Genomic DNA, 18,168 nt, shown 5'->3' on the forward strand with positions numbered 1-18,168 from the left:
ATGTGGCGGAGGACGTGTTCGCAGAAGCGAGCGGCAACCAACAGAAAAGCGCGCGGCGCAAAAACAGCAAACGGCCCCACCATCCAGCGCAAAACTTTCTGATTCAGTACTTTCGTAAGGGCATTGAAACGACCTTTAGTCGCCTGACCGCACGCTTTCCCAAGCAGATTCATGCCGTAACAGCGGCTGGGTTTGCCTTGAAAATCGCCCTCTTCATCTTTGCCCACGCCCTACACCAAGTTGGGTTATAGTCCGCAACTTGGGTTAGCTAATAGCTTCTGTATAGATCCTTCGCTGGGCTTAGGATGACAGCCGGTTAATCTTCGTTACCAGTCAGCAGCAGCAGTTGCAGGGCCAGGTCGTTGTATTGTTGCAGCTGGTCGAGGTAGCTGGCGCGGATTTGCCAGGCGGGCTCCGTGTTCACCACGTATTCCACGTAGTCGATATCACCGGCGCGGAAGCTCTTTTCGGCCGTTTCGAGGATGAGGCGGGCCTGGGGCAGGGCGGTTTGCTCGTAGTAGCTGAGCGAGGCCGCCGCCCGGCGCAGGCGCTGGCGCAGGCCCACGAGTTGCCCGGTTAGCTGGGCCGTGGCATAGCGCAGCTGGGCGTCGGCGGCCTGCTCGCCGAGGCGGGCGGCGGCAATGCGGCTCTTGTGGGCCCCGCCCAGCAGCGGCAGCGCCACCCCGGCCTGGGCCACGTGGAAGTTGGCTTCGCGGTTGATGGTTTGGGTGAAGTAGCCCAGGCGCAGGTCGGGCAGACGGCGCAGTTCCTCCACCCGGGTCTGGCGGCGGCTGGTTTCGCGCGCCTGTTCCAGCAGCCCCAGCGTGGGGTTGGTGGCTGCCGTAAGCCCGGCCGTATCGGCGGGCGCGAGCCGCACCTGGGCCTCGGTAGTGGTGTCGATGAGGGCAACTTGGGGCTGGTTGAGCAGCACGGCGAGCTGCTGCCCGAGCACCTGCCGGTCGGTGCGCAGCAAAGCCCGGCGGTTCTGCAGCTCCCGCAGCCGCGCTTCGGCTGACACTTGCTCCAGGCGGTTGGTGGCCCCGGTCTGGTAGCGGATGCGGGCGGCGCGGGCGGCACGCTGGTACAGGCTGTCCTGGCGGCGCAGCAGGGCGGCGCGGCGGTAGCTGAGCAGCAGCTCGTAGTAGGTGCTGCGGATGGAGTAGGCCAGCTCCCGCCGCTGCTGGCGGCCGCGCTGCTCGGCCGTGCCCACCTGGCTTTCGAGCAATTTGCGCTGGGCCGCGTATACGCCCGGCAGGGCCGTTTGCTGCACAATGTTGAGGGTGTGGTCGCGCAGCGGCCCCGAAATCTGGCCATACTGGTAATCGGCCACGGTGCGGGGCAAATCGTAGCCGGTGCGCACCAAAGCCCGCTGCTGCTCAACCTGCAGCCCACTGGTTTGCGTGAGCAGGCTCTGGCTGAGGCCGGTGCTCAGGGCCTGCTCCAGGCTGAGCCCGCCGGGGCCGGGCGCCGCCGGCGGGGGCAGGGTGCCGGGCGTGTTCTGGGCGCGGAGTAGGGGTGGTAGCAGAAGCAGAATTATGAGGAGCGGGAAGAGGCGCATAGGATTGAAGGAATATTGAGAGTTGTTCGATAAAAGCACGTCATGCAGAGCGGAGCGAAGCATCTCGCGTGCTGATGTTGAGTTAGTGTTACAGCGTCAGCACGCAAGATGCTTCGCTCCGCTCTGCATGACGTGCTTTTATTGATCTTACACCCCGTGGTTTTCGCGGGCCTGGGCTACGGCTTCGGGCGTGGCCTCGCCGGGGCTGGGCTCGCCGTCTTTGGTGAAGAACGTGTAGAGCACCGGCAGCACCAGCAGCGTGAGCAGCGTGGCCGTGAGCAGACCGCCGATAACCACCGTGGCCAGCGGTTTCTGCACTTCGGCGCCGCCCGAGGTGCTCAGGGCCATCGGCAGGAAGCCCAGCGAGGCCACGGCGGCCGTGAGCATTACCGGTCGGAACCGCTCCTCGGTGGCCCGAAGCACCCGTTCGCGCACATTGGCCACCCCGGCCAGGGCCAGCTCGTTGAGGCTGGCCACCAGCACAATGCCGTTGAGCACGGCCACGCCAAACAGCGCAATAAAGCCCACGCCGGCTGAAATGCTGAACGGCATGTCGCGCAGCCACAACGCCAGCACGCCCCCAATGGCGGCCAGCGGAATGCCCGTGAAAATGAGGCCGGCCTGCTTGAGCGAGTTGAAGGAGAGGTAAAGCAGCAAAAAAATCAGGGCCAGCGCCACGGGCACGGCCACGGCCAGGCGCGACTTGGCCTGCTGTAGGTTCTCGAACTGCCCGCCGTACTCCAGCGAGTAGCCCGGCGGCAGCTTGAGGCCGGTGTTCAGCCTGGCTTCAATATCCTGCACCAGGCTTTCCACGTCGCGGTTGCGCACGTTCACGCCGAGGTTGATGCGGCGGCGGCCATCATCGCGCGAAACCTGGGTGGGGGCGTTGCGAAAGTTTACGGTGGCCACTTCTTCGAGGGGCACTTTCTGGCCGCCCGGCAAATCCACGTACAGGCTCCGCAAATCCTGGATGCCGCGGCGGTGCATGGTGTCGAGGCGCACAACCAGGTCGAAGCGCCGCTCGCCCTCGTACACCTGGCCCGCCACGTCGCCGGCAAAGGAGGTGCGCAGCAGCGTGTTCAAATCATTCACCCGCAGGCCGTACTGGGCCAGCTTGGCGCGGTTGTAGGTGACGCGCAGCTGGGGCAGGGCGGCAATCTGCTCCACTTTCAGGTCGCCCACGCCGGGCAGGGGCCGGATGAGGTCGGCGGCCTGGGTGGCTTTTTCGAACAGCAGGCCCAGGTCGTCGCCGTAAATCTTGATGCTGATGTCCGATTTCACGCCCGAAATCAGCTCGTTGAACCGCATCTGGATGGGCTGCTGGAACTCCATGCTCACGCCCGGCAGGTCGGCCAGGGCCTCAGCCATCTTGTTGGCCAGTTCCTCGCGGGTGCTGGCCGAAGTCCACTCGCGGTGGGGTTTGAGCACCACAATCTGGTCGGAATCTTCCATACTCATCGGGTCGGTCGGGATTTCCGAGGTGCCGATTTTGCCCACCACCTGCTCCACCTCGGGAAACCGGGCCAGCAGAATCTTCTGTACCTCGGTGGTGGTGGCCACACTCTGGGCCAGCGACGAGCCGGGGGCCACGGTGATGTTCACCGCGAAGTCGCCCTCATCAAGCTGCGGAATAAACTCGCCCCCGAGCCGGCTGAACACCCAGCCCGCGAGTACCAGCAGCGCCAGCGCCCCGGCCAGCACCGCCCCGCGCCAGCGCAGCGCCCCGGCCAGCAGCGGCGCGTAGCCGCGGTGCAGAAACTTCATAATCCGGTCGGCCAGCGTGCCTTCTTCCTTGATGTCCCTGCGCAGCGCCCACGCCGACACGGCCGGCACGTAGGTCAGGCACAGCAGCATGGCCCCCACAATGGCGAAGCTCACCGTCAGGGCCATGGGGCGGAACATTTTGCCCTCGATGCCGGTGAGGGCCAGAATGGGCAGGTACACGATAAGGATGATGAGCTGCCCAAACAAAGCCGAGCGCATCATGCGGCTGGCCGAGGCTTCGGCCACCTCGTCCAGACTCTCGTGGGCGGCCCGCGCCCGGAAGTGCACGAGGTGGAAAATCATGGCTTCCACAATGATGATGGCCCCGTCGACCAGCAGCCCGAAGTCCAGCGCGCCCAGGCTCATGAGGTTGGCCGACACGCCGAACACGCGCATCATGCCCAGCGCAAACAGCATGCACAGCGGAATCATGGAGGCCACCACCAGCGCGGCCCGCCAGTTGCCCAGCAGCACCAGCAACACCAGCAGCACAATGGCGCCGCCTTCGAGCAGGTTTTTGGCCACGGTTGCAATGGCAGTGTCCACCAGCTTGGTGCGGTCGAGGAAGGGCCGGATGAACAGGCCTTCGGGCAGCTGCTGGTCGATTTCGGCCACCCGCGCTTTCACGCCGGCAACGGTACTTTCTGAGGAGGCGCCTTTGAGCATGAGCACGATGCCGCCCACGGTTTCGCCCTCGCCGTTGCGCGTGAGGGCCCCGTAGCGCACCGCGTGCCCAAAGCGCACCTCGGCCACGTCGCGCACCAGCAGCGGCAGCCCGGCGCTGGTTTGCTTGATGACCATGCTGCCCACGTCCTGCAGGGAGTTGGCCCGGCCCTCGCCCCGGATGAAATAGGCGTTGCGGCCGCGCTCCAGATACGAGCCGCCGGTGTTGCCGTTGCCGGCCTCCAGGGCCCCGTACAGCTCGGCCAGACTCACGCCCGAGGCGTTCAGCCGCTCGGGGTTGATGCTGACTTCGTACTGGCGCACGAAGCCGCCGAAGCTGCTCACGTCCACCACGCCGGGCACGCCGGCCAGCTGGCGCTTCACCACCCAGTCCTGCACCTCGCGCAGCTTGGCCAATGAAAACTGCTTTTCATAGCCCGGCTTCGTGCCCAGCGTGTACTGGTAGATTTCGCCCAGGCCGGTGGTGATGGGGGCCATTTCGGGGCGGCCCAGGCCCGCGCCCAGCTCGCCCTCGGCCGAGCGCAGTTTCTCGGCCACCAGTTGGCGGGTTTCGAGCGTGGGCACGTCGTCATCGAACACCACCGTAATGGCCGAGAGCCCGAAGCGCGAGATGGAGCGCACGCCCGTGACGCCCGGAATGGTGCGCAAACTCAGCTCCAGCGGGATGGTGAGCAGCTGCTCGACCTCCTGGGCGGCCAGCGCGGGGCTCTGGGTGATAACCTGGACCTGGTTGTTGGTAACGTCGGGAATGGCGTCGAGGGGCAGGTGCAGGGCCGAATAGCTGCCCCAGGCCACCAGGCCCGCGAGCATCAGCACCACCAGCAGCTTATGCCGCACGCTGGCCCGGATAATAGCAGAAATCATGTTTTGAGCTGTTAGCTGAGAGCCTTTTTTAAGCTTTTAGCTTTCAGCTGTTAGCTGATAGCTTTCGTTGTTCCGAAAGCTTTATCGCACAAGCTAGCAGACCGTTAGATTTCGTCGGACGAAACGCTAACGGCTAGCAGCTAATGGCTAACAGCCAAAAGAAAAGAGCCTTAGGCTCGGGGCGGCTGCAGCAGAATGCGGCTCACGCTGAAGGCGTAGAGCGAGCCGGGGGCGGGCCGGTAGGCCGCCGCGGGCCAGGCCAGGGCCGAACCGGGCGCGGCCACGCGGGCCCCGGCGGGCAGCACGAAACTTACCAGCACGCAGTTGTGGTGGTGCTGCTCCAGCGGCAGCTTCTCGTGGTCCTGGGCGTCGCGGTGCGACACCGGGTTCTGGTGGTGGCTGGCACTCTGGGGACCGTAGTGCAGGGCCAGAAACGCCGGCACCGACAGGTTGCCACCGGCCAGGGCGCGGTGGTAGCGGTAGTGCTCGGCCAGCTCGGGCAGCTTGGCCAGCTCCGAGAGGTCGTGCTGGGGCAGCAGGCTGCCAAGCAGCATCACAAACCCCATCAGAAAGGCAACAACCGGCTTCATCACGGCAAAGATAACGCGCCGGGCGCCGGGTTGTTGGCTGGCCGGGCCATTTGGCTGAAATTTGGAATGATTCTCCGGCTGCCGGCCGGCCCCCAAAGCGGCACAACCACAACCGTAGCGGCCGCGTAAGGCAGGCAGCCATCGGCCGCGCCCCCTGCCCGGCCCCGGCCCCTGCGCTACTTATGCTGAAATGGTACTTCTGCGCAGCGCTGCTGCTGGCCGGACTGCTGCTGACCGCCCGGCCGGCTGCCGCCTATTCCGTGCTCACCCACCAGGCCCACGTCGATTCGAGCTGGACGCCCTGCCTGCTGCCGCTGCTGCAACAGCGCTTCCCCAACGCCACCGACGACGAGCTGCTGGAAGCCAAAAGCTACGCCTACGGCGGCTCCATTCTGCAGGATATGGGCTACTACCCGATGGGCTCGGAGTTCTTCACCAACCTGACGCACTACGTGCGCTCGGGCGACTTCGTGCGCCATTTGCTGGCCGAAGCCCGCAACCGCAACGAGTACGCCTTCGCCCTCGGGGCGCTGGCCCACTACACCGCCGACCTCGACGGACACCCGCAGGGCACCAACCGGGCCATGCCCAAGGTGTATCCCGAGCTGAAGGCCAAATTCGGCTCCCCCATCACCTACGCGCAGGCCCCGCACCAGCACACCCAGCTCGAATTTGCGTTTGATGTGGTGCAGGTGGCCTCGGGCCGCTACCGCTCGTCGGATTACCAGCGCTACATCGGTTTTCAAGTGAGCAAGCCGCTGCTGGAGCGGGCCTTTCTGAAAACCTACGGCCTGGAGCTGGGCCAGGTGGTGTTCAACGTGGATCTGGCCATCGGCTCGTTCCGGTTTGCAGTGCGCAACCTGATTCCGCTGGCCAGCCGGGCCGCTTGGCAAACCCAGAAAAAGGACATCCGCAAGCTTAGCCCCCGGGCCCGGCGCCGCGAATACGTGTACAAGGAAAGCCGCCGCGAGTACGAAAAGCGCTATGGCAACACCTACGAGCATCCGGGTTTCGGAGCGCGGGTGCTGTCGTACTTTATCCGGGTGCTGCCCAAAATCGGCCCGCTCAAGCCGTTCGCCTTCAAAGTGCCCACGCCCAAGGGCGAGGAGCTGTTCAAGGCCAGCTTCCGGCAGGCGCTGAAAGATTACTGCGGCCTGCTGAAGCAGCAGCCCCGCGACTCGGTGGCCGCCGTGCCGCCGCTGCCCAACCGCGACTTCGACACGGGCAAGCCCACCGCGCCGGGCGAGTACGCCCTGACCGACGAAACCTACGGCGAGTGGCTGCACAAGCTGGCCTCGAAAAAATTTGAGTACCTCACCGCCGCCCAGAAACAGGAGCTGCTCACCTTCTACCGCGACCCTAACCTGCCCGCCACCGACGACGATGTGGCGGAAGGGGAGAAGGAAGACGAACAGGAAGCGAAAAAGAAGCGCGCCCAGATTCTGGAAGACCTGCAGGCACTGCGGGCGGCCGCCCCGGCCGAAGCCGTGCGCCCGTAGCGCGAACAATTTCTCAGCCCATCAGCCAGCTCACGGCCTCGCCCTCATCCAGAAACAGCTGCAGCTGATAGGCCGGGTGCGACTGGGCCGTGGAGGTAATCGTGCGCATACCGGGGTCCTGCTGCAGCACATCGGTGCGGGCGGGCGAGAGCAGGTAGGCTACATGCAACACGGCCGGCGCCGATTCGGTGGCCACGGCCGGCAGCAGGGTGGTCGCCACCCAGCCCGAGGAGGCCGCGTCCAGCTCGGTGCGCCGGCGGGCATCCACCAGCCAGCGGGCGGTGCCGTGTTTGTAGCTCATTTCGCGGGCCGCGCGAAGCCCTTCCTGCAGCTCGGCAAACGATACGGCCCGCAGCCAGCGCACAACCAGCGTGGCCAGATCGGGGCGGTGGGCTAAATGCAGGTAGTCGGAAGTTAGAGAATCAACAGACAACATAACCGCGAAAATAGACCTTTAGGTAGAAAAACCTAGGGCTGGCCGCCTTCCTCGCGCACTAAGCCGCTGCTGAGGCGGCGCAGCACAATTTCGGCCTGCTTGGCCTGGTAGCGAATATCGAGCAAGCGGGTTTCGGCCTGGAGTTGGGTGCGCTGGGCTTCGCGCAGCACCAGCGGCGTGAGCAGGCCCAGCCGGTAGCGCTCCAGGGCAATGGCCACGTTCTCGCGGGCCAGCAGGATGTTGGATTCCTCCAGCTCTAGCAGCGCCAGCCGGTTCTGGTACTGCGCAAAGGCCTGCTCGGCATCAGATGCCAGCTGGAGCTGCAGCTGGTCGAGCTCCAGGCGGGTTTGCTCCTGCTCGATGCGGGCGTTCTGCTCCTGCCGGTTTTTGTTGAAGCCGTCGAAGATGGGCACCGAGGCCACTACGCCGTAGTTGAAGCCGTTGGTGAAGGTGGTGGCAGTACCCAGCTCGCGCGAGCCCGGCAGAAACGAGGCCCCGTTGAAGCTGTTGTTGCGGCTGTAGCCCGAGGTGAGGCCGATGCGCGGAAAGCGCGAGGCCCGCACCAGCCGCCGGTCGTAGTCGGCAATGGCGGTGGCGGTGCGCGCGCGCTCCAGGCGCGGGTTCTGCTGGCGGATGGCGGCCAGCACGGCGTCGCGCTCCAGGTCGCGGGCCACCACAATCGAGTCGAGGGGCTGGAAATCGAGGCCGGGGGCGCGGCCGAGAAGCTCGTTGAGGTTGATTTTGGCCGTTTTCAGGGCTTCCTGCTGCTGAATCAGGGCCGAGCGGTCGGCGTTGTAATCCACGCGGGCCGTCAGCACTTCCACCTTGGCGCTCACGCCCACATCCACCCGCGCCTGGGTCAGGTCGATGCGGGCCCGGCCGATTTTGAGGGCTTCTTCGAGCGAATTAATCTTGCCCGACTCGCGCACCACCACGAAGTAAGCATCAGCAATAGCGGCCACGGTTTCCTCCACTACGGCCCGCGTGAGCAGACGCTGACCCTGCTCCAGCGTCCGCAGCCGGTCGTAGGCGATGAACATGCCTAGGCCGTCGAAAATGGTCCAGGTGCCCGCTACGTTGGCCTGTAGCTGCTTCGACAAAACGTTGTTGGTAATGCGCGGGTCGCCCTGGCTGAACTCCTGGCGCCGATTGTCGCGGTTGAAGGTGCGCACGAAGTTGCCGTTCACTACCGGCAGCTGGCCGGCGTTGCCGCGGGTTACGTTGTTCTCCGCTACGCGCACATCCTGCTGCGAAACCCGGATGGCGTAGTTGCCCTCCACGCCCAGCCGAATGGCCTCGGCCAGCGACAGGGGCGGAGCCGGGGCCACGGTTTCGGGCTTTTCGGTCTGGGGCTTGCTCTGGGGCTTCTCGGTGGTTTCGCGCCGCGAGGGCAGCACCGGCTGCTGGGCCAGGGCAGGCAGGGCGGTAGCGGTGAGCAGCAGCAGCAGCGAAAAGGAGCGGAGTGACATTCAGAGGGAAAGTAGATGTTGCCGGGCAGGCGGGTCGCCTCACCCCCTAGCCCCCTCTCCAAGGGGAGAGGGGGAACTAGCTTTTAGATTTTTTAGAACTAGATAATTAGAACTAGATAAAAGGCTAGAATGCTAAATGTAAAATTAGAATCTAGTTCCCCCTCTCCCCCTGGAGAGGGGGCTAGGGGGTGAGGCGCTACGCCGCTACCTTTTCGGGCTCGGGCTCGGGGGCCGGCTGGTGCTTTTTGGCGGTGGCGAAGTACGAGTACATCACCGGCACCACGTACAGCGTGAGAATGGTGGCGAAAAACAGGCCGCCCACCACGCCGATGCCCATGGCCCGGCGGCTCAGGGCGCCCGCGCCGGTGGCCATGGCAATGGGCAGAATGCCCAGAATGGCGCAAAGCGAGGTCATCAGGATGGGCCGGAAACGGGCCGTGGCGCCCTCTACCAGCCCACTCATGTAGTCGAGGCCCTGCTCTACTTTCTGGTTGGCGAATTCTACGATAAGAATACCGTTTTTCGTTACCAGACCAATCAGCATGATGATGCCGATTTGCGAGAACAGGTTGAGCGTCTGGTTGAAGTACCACAGGCTCAGCAGCGCCCCGCTCAAGGCCAGCGGCACGGTGGCCATGATGATGAATGGGTCGCGGAAACTCTCGAACTGCGCGGCCAGCACCAGGTAAATCAGCACCAGCGCCAGCCCGAAGGCGAATACCAGCGACGAGGAGCTTTCCTCGAAGTCGCGCGAGGCGCCGGCCAGCTCGGTCGAGTAGGTGTCATCCAGCGTTTTGTCGGCAATGGCGCGCATGGCGGCAATACCGTCGCCCAGGGTCTGGCCGGGGGCCAGGGCCGCCGAGAAGGTGGCGGCGTTGTAGCGGTTGAAGCGGAACAGCTGGGGCGGCGTGCTGCTTTCTTCCATCGTAATCAGGTTGTCGAGCTGCACCAGCTCGCCGGTGCGGCTCTTCACGCTCAGCAGGCGCACATCCAGCGGCTGGCTGCGGTCTTCGCGCGCCACCTGCCCGATAATCTGGTACTGCTTGCCGTTCTTGATAAAATAGCCGTAGCGCTGCCCGCTCAGGCTGGCCTGCAGCGTCTGCGAAATATCCTGCACCGACACGCCCAGGCTCTGGGCCTTGTCGCGGTCGATGTTGATGCGCAGCTCGGGCTTGTTGAACTTGAGGTCCACATCCACGAACTGGAACGTGGGGTCCTGGCGGGCGGCCTCCAGGAACTTGGGCACGGCCGTACGCAGCTTCTCGAAGTCCTGGGTCTGGATAACGAACTGCACCGGCAGGCCACCGCCGCCACCCGAGCCGATGCTCTGGTCCTGGCTGACGGAGGTGCGGGCGGCCGTGAGGCCTTTCACGCCCCCCGAAATGGCGTCGGCCACCTGGCCCTGGGTGCGGGTGCGGTCTTCGGGTTCCTTCAGCAGCACCCGGGCAATGCCCGAGTTGGCCCCGCCCGACCAGCCCGGCGAGGTAACGGTGAACATGCTGCTCATGCTGGCGCCGGCCGAATCGACTATCAGGCCGGTGAGCTGGTCCATGTATTTGTCCATGAACTCGTAGGAAGCGCCCTCGGGGCCAGTGGCATTCACGTTCACGCGGCTGCGGTCTTCTACCGGCGCCAGCTCGGAGGGAATGATGCCCATGAAAAACCAGATGCCCGCGCCCGTGCCGGCCACCACCAGCCAGGCCATCCAGCGGTTGCGCAGAAAGGTTTCGAGGCTGCCGCGGTAGCCGTTGATGACGCGCTCGAAGAAGGGCTCGGTTTTGCGGTAGAACCAGTTGTGCGTTTCCTGCCGCTTGAGCAGCTGGGCGCACATCATGGGCGTGAGCGTGAGCGAAACGAAAGCCGAAATCAAGACCGAGCCGGCCACCACAATGCCGAACTCGCGGAACAGGCGCCCGGTAATGCCCATCAGGAACACTACCGGCATAAACACGGCCGCCAGCACCACCGTGGTGCTGACCACGGCCAGCAGGATTTCCTCGGAGCCCTTGATGGCGGCCTCGCGGGGCTCTTCGCCGGCCTCAATGCGCGAATAAATATTTTCGAGCACCACAATGGCGTCGTCGACTACCAGGCCAATGGCCAGCACCACGCCCAGCAGCGTGAGCACGTTGATGGAGAAGTCGAGCAGGTACATCACAAAGAAAATACCAATCAGCGACACCGGAATGGCCACAATGGGAATGAGCGTGGAGCGCCAGTCGCGCAGGAACACAAAAATGACCACGACCACCAGAATGAAGGCCTCAATCAGCGTGTGCTCCACCTCGTCAATCGACTGGCGAATAAACACCGAGTAGTCGATGGCGGGCTCGATTTTGAGGTCGTCGGGCAGGTCTTTGCCGAACTGGGCCACGCGCTTGTTGAACTCGTCGGCAATGTCAATCTGGTTTGAGCCGGGCTGCGGAATCACGGCCAGCGCCACACCCGGCACGCCGTTCACCCGGAAAATCGTCTGGTCGTTTTCGGCGTACAGCTCGGCGTAGCCGATATCGGACATGCGCACGAGCGATTTTTCGTCGCGCCGGATAACCAGGTTGTTGAACTCTTCCTCGCTGGTGAGGCGGCCCATGGTGCGCAGCGTGAGCTGGGTGGCCTGGCCCTGCACCGAGCCGCTGGGCAGCTCTACGTTTTCGCGGGCCAGCGCCTGTTGCACGTCCACCGGGCTCACGCCCAGCGCCGAAAGCTTCACCGGGTCGAGCCACAGGCGCATGGAGTAGCGCCGCTCGCCGTACACCCGGATTTCCGACACGCCCGGAATGGTCTGGAGCCGCTCGCGCAGCACGTTGATGGCATAGTCAGTCAGTTCCAGCAGGTTGCGCTGCTTGGACGTCAGGTAACTGAGCACCACGGGCTGCGAGTCGGCGTTGGCCTTGCTCACGGTGGGCGGGTCCATGTCGCGCGGCAGGCGGCCCTGCACGCCCGACACTTTGTCGCGCACGTCGTTGGCCGCCGTTTCCAGGTCGGCATCGAGGTCGAACTCGACGCGGATGCTGGCCCGGCCGTCGCGCGAGTTGGAGGTCAGGTTTTTGATGCCCGGCACGCCGTTGATGGCCGCTTCGAGCACCTCCGTCACCTGGGCCTGAATCACATCGGCCGAGGCGCCGGTGTAGGAGGCCGACACGCTGATAATGGGCGGGTCGACGCTGGGGTACTCGCGCACGCTCAGGTAGCGAAACCCGATGACGCCGAAAATGACAATCACCAGGCTCATCACCAAAGCGAGAACCGGCCGATTTATACTCGTAGATGATAAACTCATTTTTTTGAGAATTAGTAATTGATAATTAGGAATTAATAATTATCAGTTGTCGTAATCATTCGGCTGTATTGATACGGGATGAACGGATAATAGAGGTTATGATTTTCAGTAGTTCTTCGCAATCAGCAAGTAAAGAGGCGGCCTGTTGTGGCTCGATGTAGTCGGTGTCGCGCAGCAGCCGGAGCCAGTAGTGTGTTTCACGGGCTTCTTTGTAGGATATTCCGCACCTGGCAATGAAGTCCTTGCGCGACAGACCGCCAACGGCTTCCTCCATGTTGGCGCCAACAGAGGTGCCGCTTCGTCTCACCTGGTCGGCTAACTGGTACGCCTGCTTCTGCTTTATCAAATATTGGCTAAGCCGAACAATCCGAACAGCAAATGCATAACTCTTTTCCAAAACAACATTCTCGTGCTTCATAAGAAGAAGAAGGTGATGATTGAAAACAGAATTATTAATTGCTAATTCTCAATTACTAATTATTTTAACTGCGTCGCCGGGCTTGACCTGCAGAATGCCGGTCCGAATCACCGTGTCGCCCACGGCCAGGCCGTTGGTTACCTGGATGAGCTGGTTGGAGCGCAGGCCGATGCTGATTTTGCGGGGCTCCATTTTGCCGTTCTTCACCAGGTACACGCTGTAGCCGGCGGCTTCGGGCACCACGGCCTCGGTAGGCACCTGCAACGCGCCTTCCAGCTGCCCCAGTTCCAGGTTCACCTTCACGAAGGCGCCGGGGCGCAGCTCGTTTTTGGTGTTGGCGTAGCGGGCGCGCACGGTTTGGGTGCGGCTGGCGGGGTCAATCTGAGGGTTGAGGGCGTACACCTTGGCCTCGTATTTCTGGTTGGAGCCTTCGTCGGTGATGGTGACGGGCTCGCCCACCGACACCTGGCTGGCAAAGCGGCCGGGCACGGCAAACTCAATCTTCACCGGCTTCACCTTCGAAAGCGTGGTGATTTCGGTGCCGGGGCTCACGTAGGTGCCCACCGTGGCCGTGGTCAGGCCCAGCACCCCGTCAAACGGCGCCCGGATGGTGGATTTGGCCAGCGTAGCGCGCAGGGCGCCCAAATCGGCGCGGGCCGTGAGCAGCTGGTTGTTGGCCTGCTCGTATTCCTGGGCGCTGATGTACTCCTTATCGAGCAACGTGCGCTGGCGCTTTTCCTGGTCCTGGTAGAGGCGGATGTTGTACTCCTGCTTGCGCAGGGCGGCCTGAATATCGGCGGCGTTGATGCTGACCAGCACCTGGCCCTTGCGCACGGGCTGGCCCTCGCGCAGGTTGAGGCTGGTAATCTTGCCGGCCACTTCACTCTTGATAACGACGGCCTCTTCGGCCAGCACCGAGCCGGTGGCGGCCACGGCATCGGAAAGGTTGGTGGCCTTTACCACGTACACCTCTACGGGCAGGGCCGGGGCGGCCTTGGGCGGTCCGCCGCCTTGCTTGCCTTTGCCGGCCGCGCCTTTGCCGCCGCCCTTGGCTTCGGGAGCCGGGAAGAACTTCATTTTGGCGAAAACCAGGCCCGCCACAACGGCCAGCGCCAGCACCAGCCACAATATACGGCGGCCGGCGCCGCCCGAGCGGGTGGGGGCCACCCGGGGCTCTTCAATATACTCCTGAGTTTGCATGAATTGCAGCTGCGCTTACCGGGGCCGCCTTACCTGGGCGGCCCGTCGCACCTACCACAACGCGCTGCCCCGGCCGCAGGTTTAGCCTGCCGGCCCCGGAAAAATAGATAATGCAGGTAAGACACCGGAATAAGGCCCGGGTTGCAGGCAAGCCAGCAGAAAAGGTGCCCGGCCTGCCGGCCATGCCGGGCTACAAAGCACATAGCTGCCGGGGCAGCAGAGCTGGTTTAGGGCGCGTATCTTGCGCTTCCTTTCGTTTCTGCCCATGATTCCGCGCAACCCCACCGAGGCCCACCGAAATTTCTTTCAGGAAGTGCACGACGTGGTGCGGCTGGTGCCACCGGGCCGGGTAACCACCTACGGCGCCATTGCTCACTACCTGGGCGCGCGGCGCGGCGCCCGCATGGTGGGCTGGGCCATGATGGCCTCGCACACGGCCAACGAGTACGTGCCGGCCCACCGCGTCATCAACCGTAACGGGCAGCTCACGGGCCGCCAGCACTTCGCCACGCCCACCGCCATGCAGGAAGCCCTGGAGGCCGAGGGCCTGGTTGTAATCGATGATGAAGTACAGGATTTCCAGCGCCTGTTCTGGGACCCGGCCACGGAGTTAGAGTAGGCGAACGAGTGGGGTGGATTGCGCTGTCATCCTGAGCGCAGCGAAGGACCTATACGGAAGGTATTATTTGATGTCATCTTCTGTATAGGTCCTTCGCTGCGCTCAGGATGACAAATGGGTTCACCAACTCACTCGTTCACCAAAGGCATGGCGGGGCGCGGGGCGGTGGTCATTACCTGCCGGATGGCGCCCAGCACTTCCTCGGGGCTGGCGTTTTTGAGCAGGTAGCCGTGGGCACCTTCGGCCCGCAGCGAGTCAATCAGCTCGGGCTCGTCGTGCATGGAGATAATGATGGAGCGCACCTGCGGGTACTGGCTTCGCAACAGCCGCACGGTCTGCAGCCCGTCGAGCACCGGCATCTGCAAATCCATCAGAATGACATCCGGAATTTCGCCCTGGTCGAGGTGTTCGAGCAGCTCCTGCCCGTCGCCGGCCTCAAAAAGTACCTGCATACCGGCAAAGCCGCTAATGAGGGCCCGCAGGCCCTTGCGGAACAGAATGTGGTCGTCGACGACGGCTAGGCGGATAGAAGCGATGGAAGCAGTACTCATGCCAGCGGGGAAATGGAGGGCGAGGTAGAAGAAAGATAAGGCAGTGGTAGCAAAATATTGACGGTAGTGCCCTGGCCGGGCGACGATTGGCGTTGCAGCGTGCCGCGCAGCACGCCCACGCGGCTACGCATATTGGTGAGCCCGAGGCCACTACGGGCATTGGGCAGCGGTACCTGGTCCGACTGCGTGGGGTCGAAGCCGATGCCGTCGTCGGTGTAGCGCAGCGTGAGCTCTTCGTTGCCAAACTCCACCTGCATCCGAATGTTGCTGGCGTGGGCGTGGCGCAGGCCGTTGCCCATCAGCTCCTGCACGATGCGGTATACAATCAGCTCGTAGCGCGCTTCGAGGCGCCGGGGCGTGCCGGTTTGCTCGATGCTCACCCGCGTGGGCCCATCGGCCGGCACGGTGCGGGCCAGGGCTTCGAGGGCGAAGGGCAGCCCGAACTTTTGCAGGGCCGCCGGCAGCAGGTTGCGCGAAATGCGCCGCACCTCGCCAATGGCCTGGTCGAGCAGCAGCGTGGCTTCGTGGGTGAGGGCGGGCTGGTTGAGCGTGTTGAGGTGGAGCTTGACGATGGCCAGCGTCGTGCCCACGCCGTCGTGCAGGTCGCCGGCAATGCGGCGGCGCTCCTCTTCCTGGGCCAGCAGAGCGGCTTCCAGGGCCTGCTGCTGGCCGTCTTCGTGCAGCTCCTGCATCTGCTGCTGCTGCTGAATCAGGCGGCGTTGGTAGCGCACCACAAAGCCCACCACGCCCAGCGCCAGCAGCAGCAGAATGGGCGTTACGAGAACAAGCGGGAGCAGCGCGTCGGGCATGGAAAGGGGCGGCCAGCGGCCCGGCCGGCCGGGTCAGCGGGGCCAAGATACCGATTTAGCCGACCAGATGCGGCGGCAGTACCCGATAGCGCCAGTTTTTGGTGGGCGGCCGCCACCCCAGCCGAAACCGCAGCCACCGCGGCAGCGCGTGGCGCGGCGTTACACCCATCGGAAACAGCGTGATGAGGTGCAGCAGCAAGCCGAACTGAATAGCGCGCAGGAGGGGATAGGGCAGCAGCACGAAACGGCCAAGCTCGGCTTCGGTCAGTGCCGGATTCAGGTTCCGAAACCATTCGTAGCGCAATAAATCCTGACCAACAATTACCAGCAACGAGCACGAGTAATAAATCAGGATGGCTATGCTGAAGACGAATTCAGGTGTTTTAAATGGATGAATAAAATAATTATTATGAAACATCTGGGATAATTGGCGCAAAGCCATAAAGCACAGAAATATGTTGCCAAAAAACCGGCTGGTTATGTTTATATTCAGCAATAAGCCGTCCAGCCAAAAAGCACTGGCAAAGGCAACGGCCACAAACACTAGCAGGCTGCCTCGCAGCCAGGGTTTCGCCTTATTAGAAGCCAAATGAATGAATACAATGCTTAGCCAAACAACATCGCTAAAGGTTGATAAATGGAAGATAAAGATATTATTGTGTAGTACTTTCCTGGCAAAAGCGCCCAGTATATACAAGAAAGCATCGCCCGCCAAGTAATACACGAATGGCTGAAAAGCAGGGCTGAATTTTATCTTGCGAGCCCATACTATGCCAAGTAGTATTACGCTGATATTTTCTCCCATTCGTAGCAACGGGACAACGCTACTCAGCCAGGTCATGGGTTTTGGTTAAGCTAGCGGACTGAGCACGTCGCAGTTGGGCGGACACTTGCCCGATTCGTCGCCCACAATACCATCATCGTACATAGTTACCCCCTCCGCTCCTGGGCGGGGTACAATATCGCGCCCGTCCCTATCAACCCCCACTACCAGCAGCTGCGATTCGCCGCTGTTGCCCTTTTCGTCTTTCGACTTCTTCAGACCCATATAAAACCGCAGGCCCACGCAGCCCTGCTGGCTTTGAATCTCAGCGAGCAGCTTGTTGCCGAAGTAGTAGGCATTGATGCGCTTGCGGCCGGCTACTTCGGCTTCCGTGAGGGCCTCCGTACGGTAGTTGGCGGTCCAGTCGGCCGCTTCGGCCAGCGGGATGGGCGCGCCGGCATCGGGGTTGAAGTCGCGGATGGGGTCGTTATTTTTCATGGGAAGTGAAGCAGTGCTATAAAGAAAAATAAGAACTTGATTAAGTTGCGGCAACAACAACATTGGGGCGTACCAGCCAGAAAGCCCGGCAAAACAGCAGCGACATAAGTAGCAAAAAGCAGGCGCTGATTAAATATAAAATCCGGCTGTTATACTCGCTCGTGCTCAAATAGGAATTGTTGCTGATTAAGTAAAGCGTTACTGTTCCGGAAAGGTAGATTATAATGCCAATGGTTGCCACGAACATAGGGGTTTTCAATAACTGAGTGCGGTGAGTTTTGATCAGAGCCCTCTCAAAGAATAACAGCCCCAGGAAGATGATGAGTATGCTCTCTAATAGGTTGGTGTAGGAATTGATTTGATGAAAGCCCTCCAGGATAAAGGAATCTATTGCAGCAAAAATCATAAAAAATACTGCAATAATGCGTATGGCAAGCTTGGTTGATCTGCTTTTGAACTCATCATAATAAACTTTGAGGTAAAGCAGTGTTTCGCCAACAGTATTGAGATGATTGACAGGAATGCTATACTGCCATAGCGCAATGGCAAGATGCATCAGGCCATACATGCCAAGCAAGAATAAGGGAACGAAACGGAGCATTCGGAGTCCGCCTGTAAGATTGTTGCGTCGGCGGTGGGCAAGCAGGAAGGGTATAAGCATCCCGCCATATGCCAGCCAGTCGACAGCCTTACAAAGAGCGATAACCCAGGATTGCATTCGGGCGGTGTTAGAACTTAGCTGTTGAGCGGATTAGCTACGCTACAGCACGGCGGACATATAGGTAGATCGGTAGCTACTTGGGGTGCTGCGGCGTCCAGAGAAGACTTTTGCATCAAGGCTCCGCGGGCGGCTTCCGCTGAGCCGGTCAGCATATCCTGATCATCGGCATCGTAGCCCACTAGCACCAGTTGGGGCTGGCCGGCGTCGTCGAGGCCGTAGTAGGCGCGTACGCCCACGCAGTTCTTCTGGCTCAGCAGGCTTTGCAGCGTTTCGGCCGGCAGGCAGTGGGCTTTGATGCCGCTCGGGTTCTGGTTGCGGTAGTTGCGGGTCCAGGCGCTGGCCTGCTGCAGGTCGTTGTTCGTCATGGGTGCACTAAGCGAGTAGGGGCAATAGGAGCACCAAATATAGGCGAAACGGTATGACTTAGTAAGCTGCTCAGTACCGA

The 18,168-nt window shown here is 62.2% G+C and carries 16 protein-coding genes and 1 pseudogene; 3 read left to right on the top strand and 14 right to left on the bottom strand.

Translation table 11 applies throughout. The annotated features are described in order from the left end of the window. Positions 1-251: pseudogene (locus H145_RS24480) on the top strand (IS982 family transposase); the annotation flags it as partial. A 65-nt stretch (positions 252-316) separates the two neighbouring features. On the opposite strand, the gene H145_RS20720 reads toward H145_RS24480, so the two are convergent. The 3 genes from H145_RS20720 to H145_RS0109630 all read right to left on the bottom strand — a co-directional run bounded on the left by H145_RS20720 (position 317) and on the right by H145_RS0109630 (position 5,460). After that, positions 317-1,558, bottom strand: coding sequence for a TolC family protein (locus H145_RS20720; protein WP_019947938.1), 1,242 nt, complete (start codon positions 1,556-1,558; stop codon positions 317-319). A gap of 147 nt (positions 1,559-1,705) precedes the next feature. Continuing rightward, positions 1,706-4,870 (bottom strand): efflux RND transporter permease subunit, encoded by a 3,165-nt coding sequence (locus tag H145_RS20725; protein WP_019947939.1) that lies wholly within the window; start codon positions 4,868-4,870, stop codon positions 1,706-1,708. Positions 4,871-5,040: 170 nt separating this feature from the next. Then, positions 5,041-5,460, bottom strand: coding sequence for a hypothetical protein (locus H145_RS0109630; protein ID WP_019947940.1), 420 nt, complete (start codon positions 5,458-5,460; stop codon positions 5,041-5,043). 182 nt (positions 5,461-5,642) lie between these two features. Between H145_RS0109630 and H145_RS0109635 the strand changes: the two genes are divergently transcribed. Next, positions 5,643-6,959, top strand: a complete 1,317-nt coding sequence (locus H145_RS0109635; protein ID WP_019947941.1) for a zinc dependent phospholipase C family protein — start codon at positions 5,643-5,645, stop codon at positions 6,957-6,959. Positions 6,960-6,972: 13 nt separating this feature from the next. Here H145_RS0109635 and H145_RS0109640 read toward each other — a convergent pair whose 3' ends face one another. From H145_RS0109640 to H145_RS0109660, 5 genes are all read right to left on the bottom strand, one after another. After that, positions 6,973-7,395 carry a hypothetical protein gene (locus H145_RS0109640; protein ID WP_019947942.1) on the bottom strand — a complete coding sequence of 141 codons (423 nt, stop codon included), beginning with the start codon at positions 7,393-7,395 and terminating at the stop codon, positions 6,973-6,975. A 32-nt stretch (positions 7,396-7,427) separates the two neighbouring features. After that, complete coding sequence (locus H145_RS20730) at positions 7,428-8,864, bottom strand: TolC family protein (protein ID WP_019947943.1); 1,437 nt, start codon at positions 8,862-8,864, stop codon at positions 7,428-7,430. A gap of 196 nt (positions 8,865-9,060) precedes the next feature. After that, positions 9,061-12,144: an efflux RND transporter permease subunit gene (locus H145_RS0109650; RefSeq protein ID WP_033426090.1), complete on the bottom strand. Its 3,084-nt coding sequence runs from the start codon at positions 12,142-12,144 to the stop codon at positions 9,061-9,063. A gap of 55 nt (positions 12,145-12,199) precedes the next feature. Then, positions 12,200-12,562, bottom strand: a complete 363-nt coding sequence (locus H145_RS0109655; RefSeq protein ID WP_019947945.1) for a four helix bundle protein — start codon at positions 12,560-12,562, stop codon at positions 12,200-12,202. Positions 12,563-12,610: 48 nt separating this feature from the next. Next, positions 12,611-13,762 carry an efflux RND transporter periplasmic adaptor subunit gene (locus H145_RS0109660; protein WP_019947946.1) on the bottom strand — a complete coding sequence of 384 codons (1,152 nt, stop codon included), beginning with the start codon at positions 13,760-13,762 and terminating at the stop codon, positions 12,611-12,613. Positions 13,763-14,027: 265 nt separating this feature from the next. On the opposite strand from H145_RS0109660, the gene H145_RS0109665 reads away from it, so the two are divergent. Beyond that, entirely contained in the window at positions 14,028-14,381 is a 354-nt protein-coding gene (locus H145_RS0109665) for an MGMT family protein (protein ID WP_019947947.1), read from the top strand. A gap of 128 nt (positions 14,382-14,509) precedes the next feature. Here the strand turns inward: H145_RS0109665 and H145_RS20735 are convergent, their stop codons facing one another. From H145_RS20735 to H145_RS22740, 6 genes are read right to left on the bottom strand one after another with little or no spacing between them, the layout of a single operon-like run. Continuing rightward, a complete protein-coding gene (locus H145_RS20735; RefSeq protein WP_019947948.1) occupies positions 14,510-14,932 on the bottom strand; it encodes a response regulator in 423 nt (140 codons plus the stop codon). Continuing rightward, the gene (locus H145_RS20740) at positions 14,929-15,741 is read right to left on the bottom strand and encodes a sensor histidine kinase (protein WP_019947949.1); all 813 of its coding nucleotides are present in this window, start codon (positions 15,739-15,741) and stop codon (positions 14,929-14,931) included. Before H145_RS20740 ends, H145_RS20735 begins: the two co-directional genes overlap by 4 nt. 55 nt (positions 15,742-15,796) lie before the next feature. Further along, positions 15,797-16,582: a hypothetical protein gene (locus tag H145_RS24125; protein WP_157541417.1), complete on the bottom strand. Its 786-nt coding sequence runs from the start codon at positions 16,580-16,582 to the stop codon at positions 15,797-15,799. A 9-nt stretch (positions 16,583-16,591) separates the two neighbouring features. Continuing rightward, positions 16,592-17,002 (bottom strand): hypothetical protein, encoded by a 411-nt coding sequence (locus H145_RS0109685; protein WP_019947951.1) that lies wholly within the window; start codon positions 17,000-17,002, stop codon positions 16,592-16,594. Between the two features lie 40 nt (positions 17,003-17,042). After that, positions 17,043-17,720: a hypothetical protein gene (locus tag H145_RS0109690; RefSeq protein WP_019947952.1), complete on the bottom strand. Its 678-nt coding sequence runs from the start codon at positions 17,718-17,720 to the stop codon at positions 17,043-17,045. 17 nt (positions 17,721-17,737) lie between these two features. Then, on the bottom strand, positions 17,738-18,088 hold the full coding sequence (locus H145_RS22740) for a hypothetical protein (RefSeq protein WP_019947953.1): 351 nt from the start codon (positions 18,086-18,088) through the stop codon (positions 17,738-17,740). Positions 18,089-18,168: the final 80 nt, after the last annotated feature.

The sequence above is a fragment of the Hymenobacter aerophilus DSM 13606 genome (assembly GCF_000382225.1).
GTDB classification, from domain to species: domain Bacteria; phylum Bacteroidota; class Bacteroidia; order Cytophagales; family Hymenobacteraceae; genus Hymenobacter; species Hymenobacter aerophilus.

Excerpts from the sequence above, each read along its gene's own strand:
- H145_RS20720 (WP_019947938.1), bottom strand. The coding sequence starts at position 1,558 with ATGCGCCTCTTCCCGCTCCTCATAATTCTGCTTCTGCTACCACCCCTA.
- H145_RS20725 (WP_019947939.1), bottom strand. The coding sequence starts at position 4,870 with ATGATTTCTGCTATTATCCGGGCCAGCGTGCGGCATAAGCTGCTGGTG.
- H145_RS0109630 (WP_019947940.1), bottom strand. The coding sequence starts at position 5,460 with ATGAAGCCGGTTGTTGCCTTTCTGATGGGGTTTGTGATGCTGCTTGGC.
- H145_RS0109635 (WP_019947941.1), top strand. The coding sequence starts at position 5,643 with ATGCTGAAATGGTACTTCTGCGCAGCGCTGCTGCTGGCCGGACTGCTG.
- H145_RS0109640 (WP_019947942.1), bottom strand. The coding sequence starts at position 7,395 with ATGTTGTCTGTTGATTCTCTAACTTCCGACTACCTGCATTTAGCCCAC.
- H145_RS20730 (WP_019947943.1), bottom strand. The coding sequence starts at position 8,864 with ATGTCACTCCGCTCCTTTTCGCTGCTGCTGCTGCTCACCGCTACCGCC.
- H145_RS0109650 (WP_033426090.1), bottom strand. The coding sequence starts at position 12,144 with ATGAGTTTATCATCTACGAGTATAAATCGGCCGGTTCTCGCTTTGGTG.
- H145_RS0109655 (WP_019947945.1), bottom strand. The coding sequence starts at position 12,562 with ATGAAGCACGAGAATGTTGTTTTGGAAAAGAGTTATGCATTTGCTGTT.
- H145_RS0109660 (WP_019947946.1), bottom strand. The coding sequence starts at position 13,762 with ATGCAAACTCAGGAGTATATTGAAGAGCCCCGGGTGGCCCCCACCCGC.
- H145_RS0109665 (WP_019947947.1), top strand. The coding sequence starts at position 14,028 with ATGATTCCGCGCAACCCCACCGAGGCCCACCGAAATTTCTTTCAGGAA.
- H145_RS20735 (WP_019947948.1), bottom strand. The coding sequence starts at position 14,932 with ATGAGTACTGCTTCCATCGCTTCTATCCGCCTAGCCGTCGTCGACGAC.
- H145_RS20740 (WP_019947949.1), bottom strand. The coding sequence starts at position 15,741 with ATGCCCGACGCGCTGCTCCCGCTTGTTCTCGTAACGCCCATTCTGCTG.
- H145_RS24125 (WP_157541417.1), bottom strand. The coding sequence starts at position 16,582 with ATGACCTGGCTGAGTAGCGTTGTCCCGTTGCTACGAATGGGAGAAAAT.
- H145_RS0109685 (WP_019947951.1), bottom strand. The coding sequence starts at position 17,002 with ATGAAAAATAACGACCCCATCCGCGACTTCAACCCCGATGCCGGCGCG.
- H145_RS0109690 (WP_019947952.1), bottom strand. The coding sequence starts at position 17,720 with ATGCAATCCTGGGTTATCGCTCTTTGTAAGGCTGTCGACTGGCTGGCA.
- H145_RS22740 (WP_019947953.1), bottom strand. The coding sequence starts at position 18,088 with ATGACGAACAACGACCTGCAGCAGGCCAGCGCCTGGACCCGCAACTAC.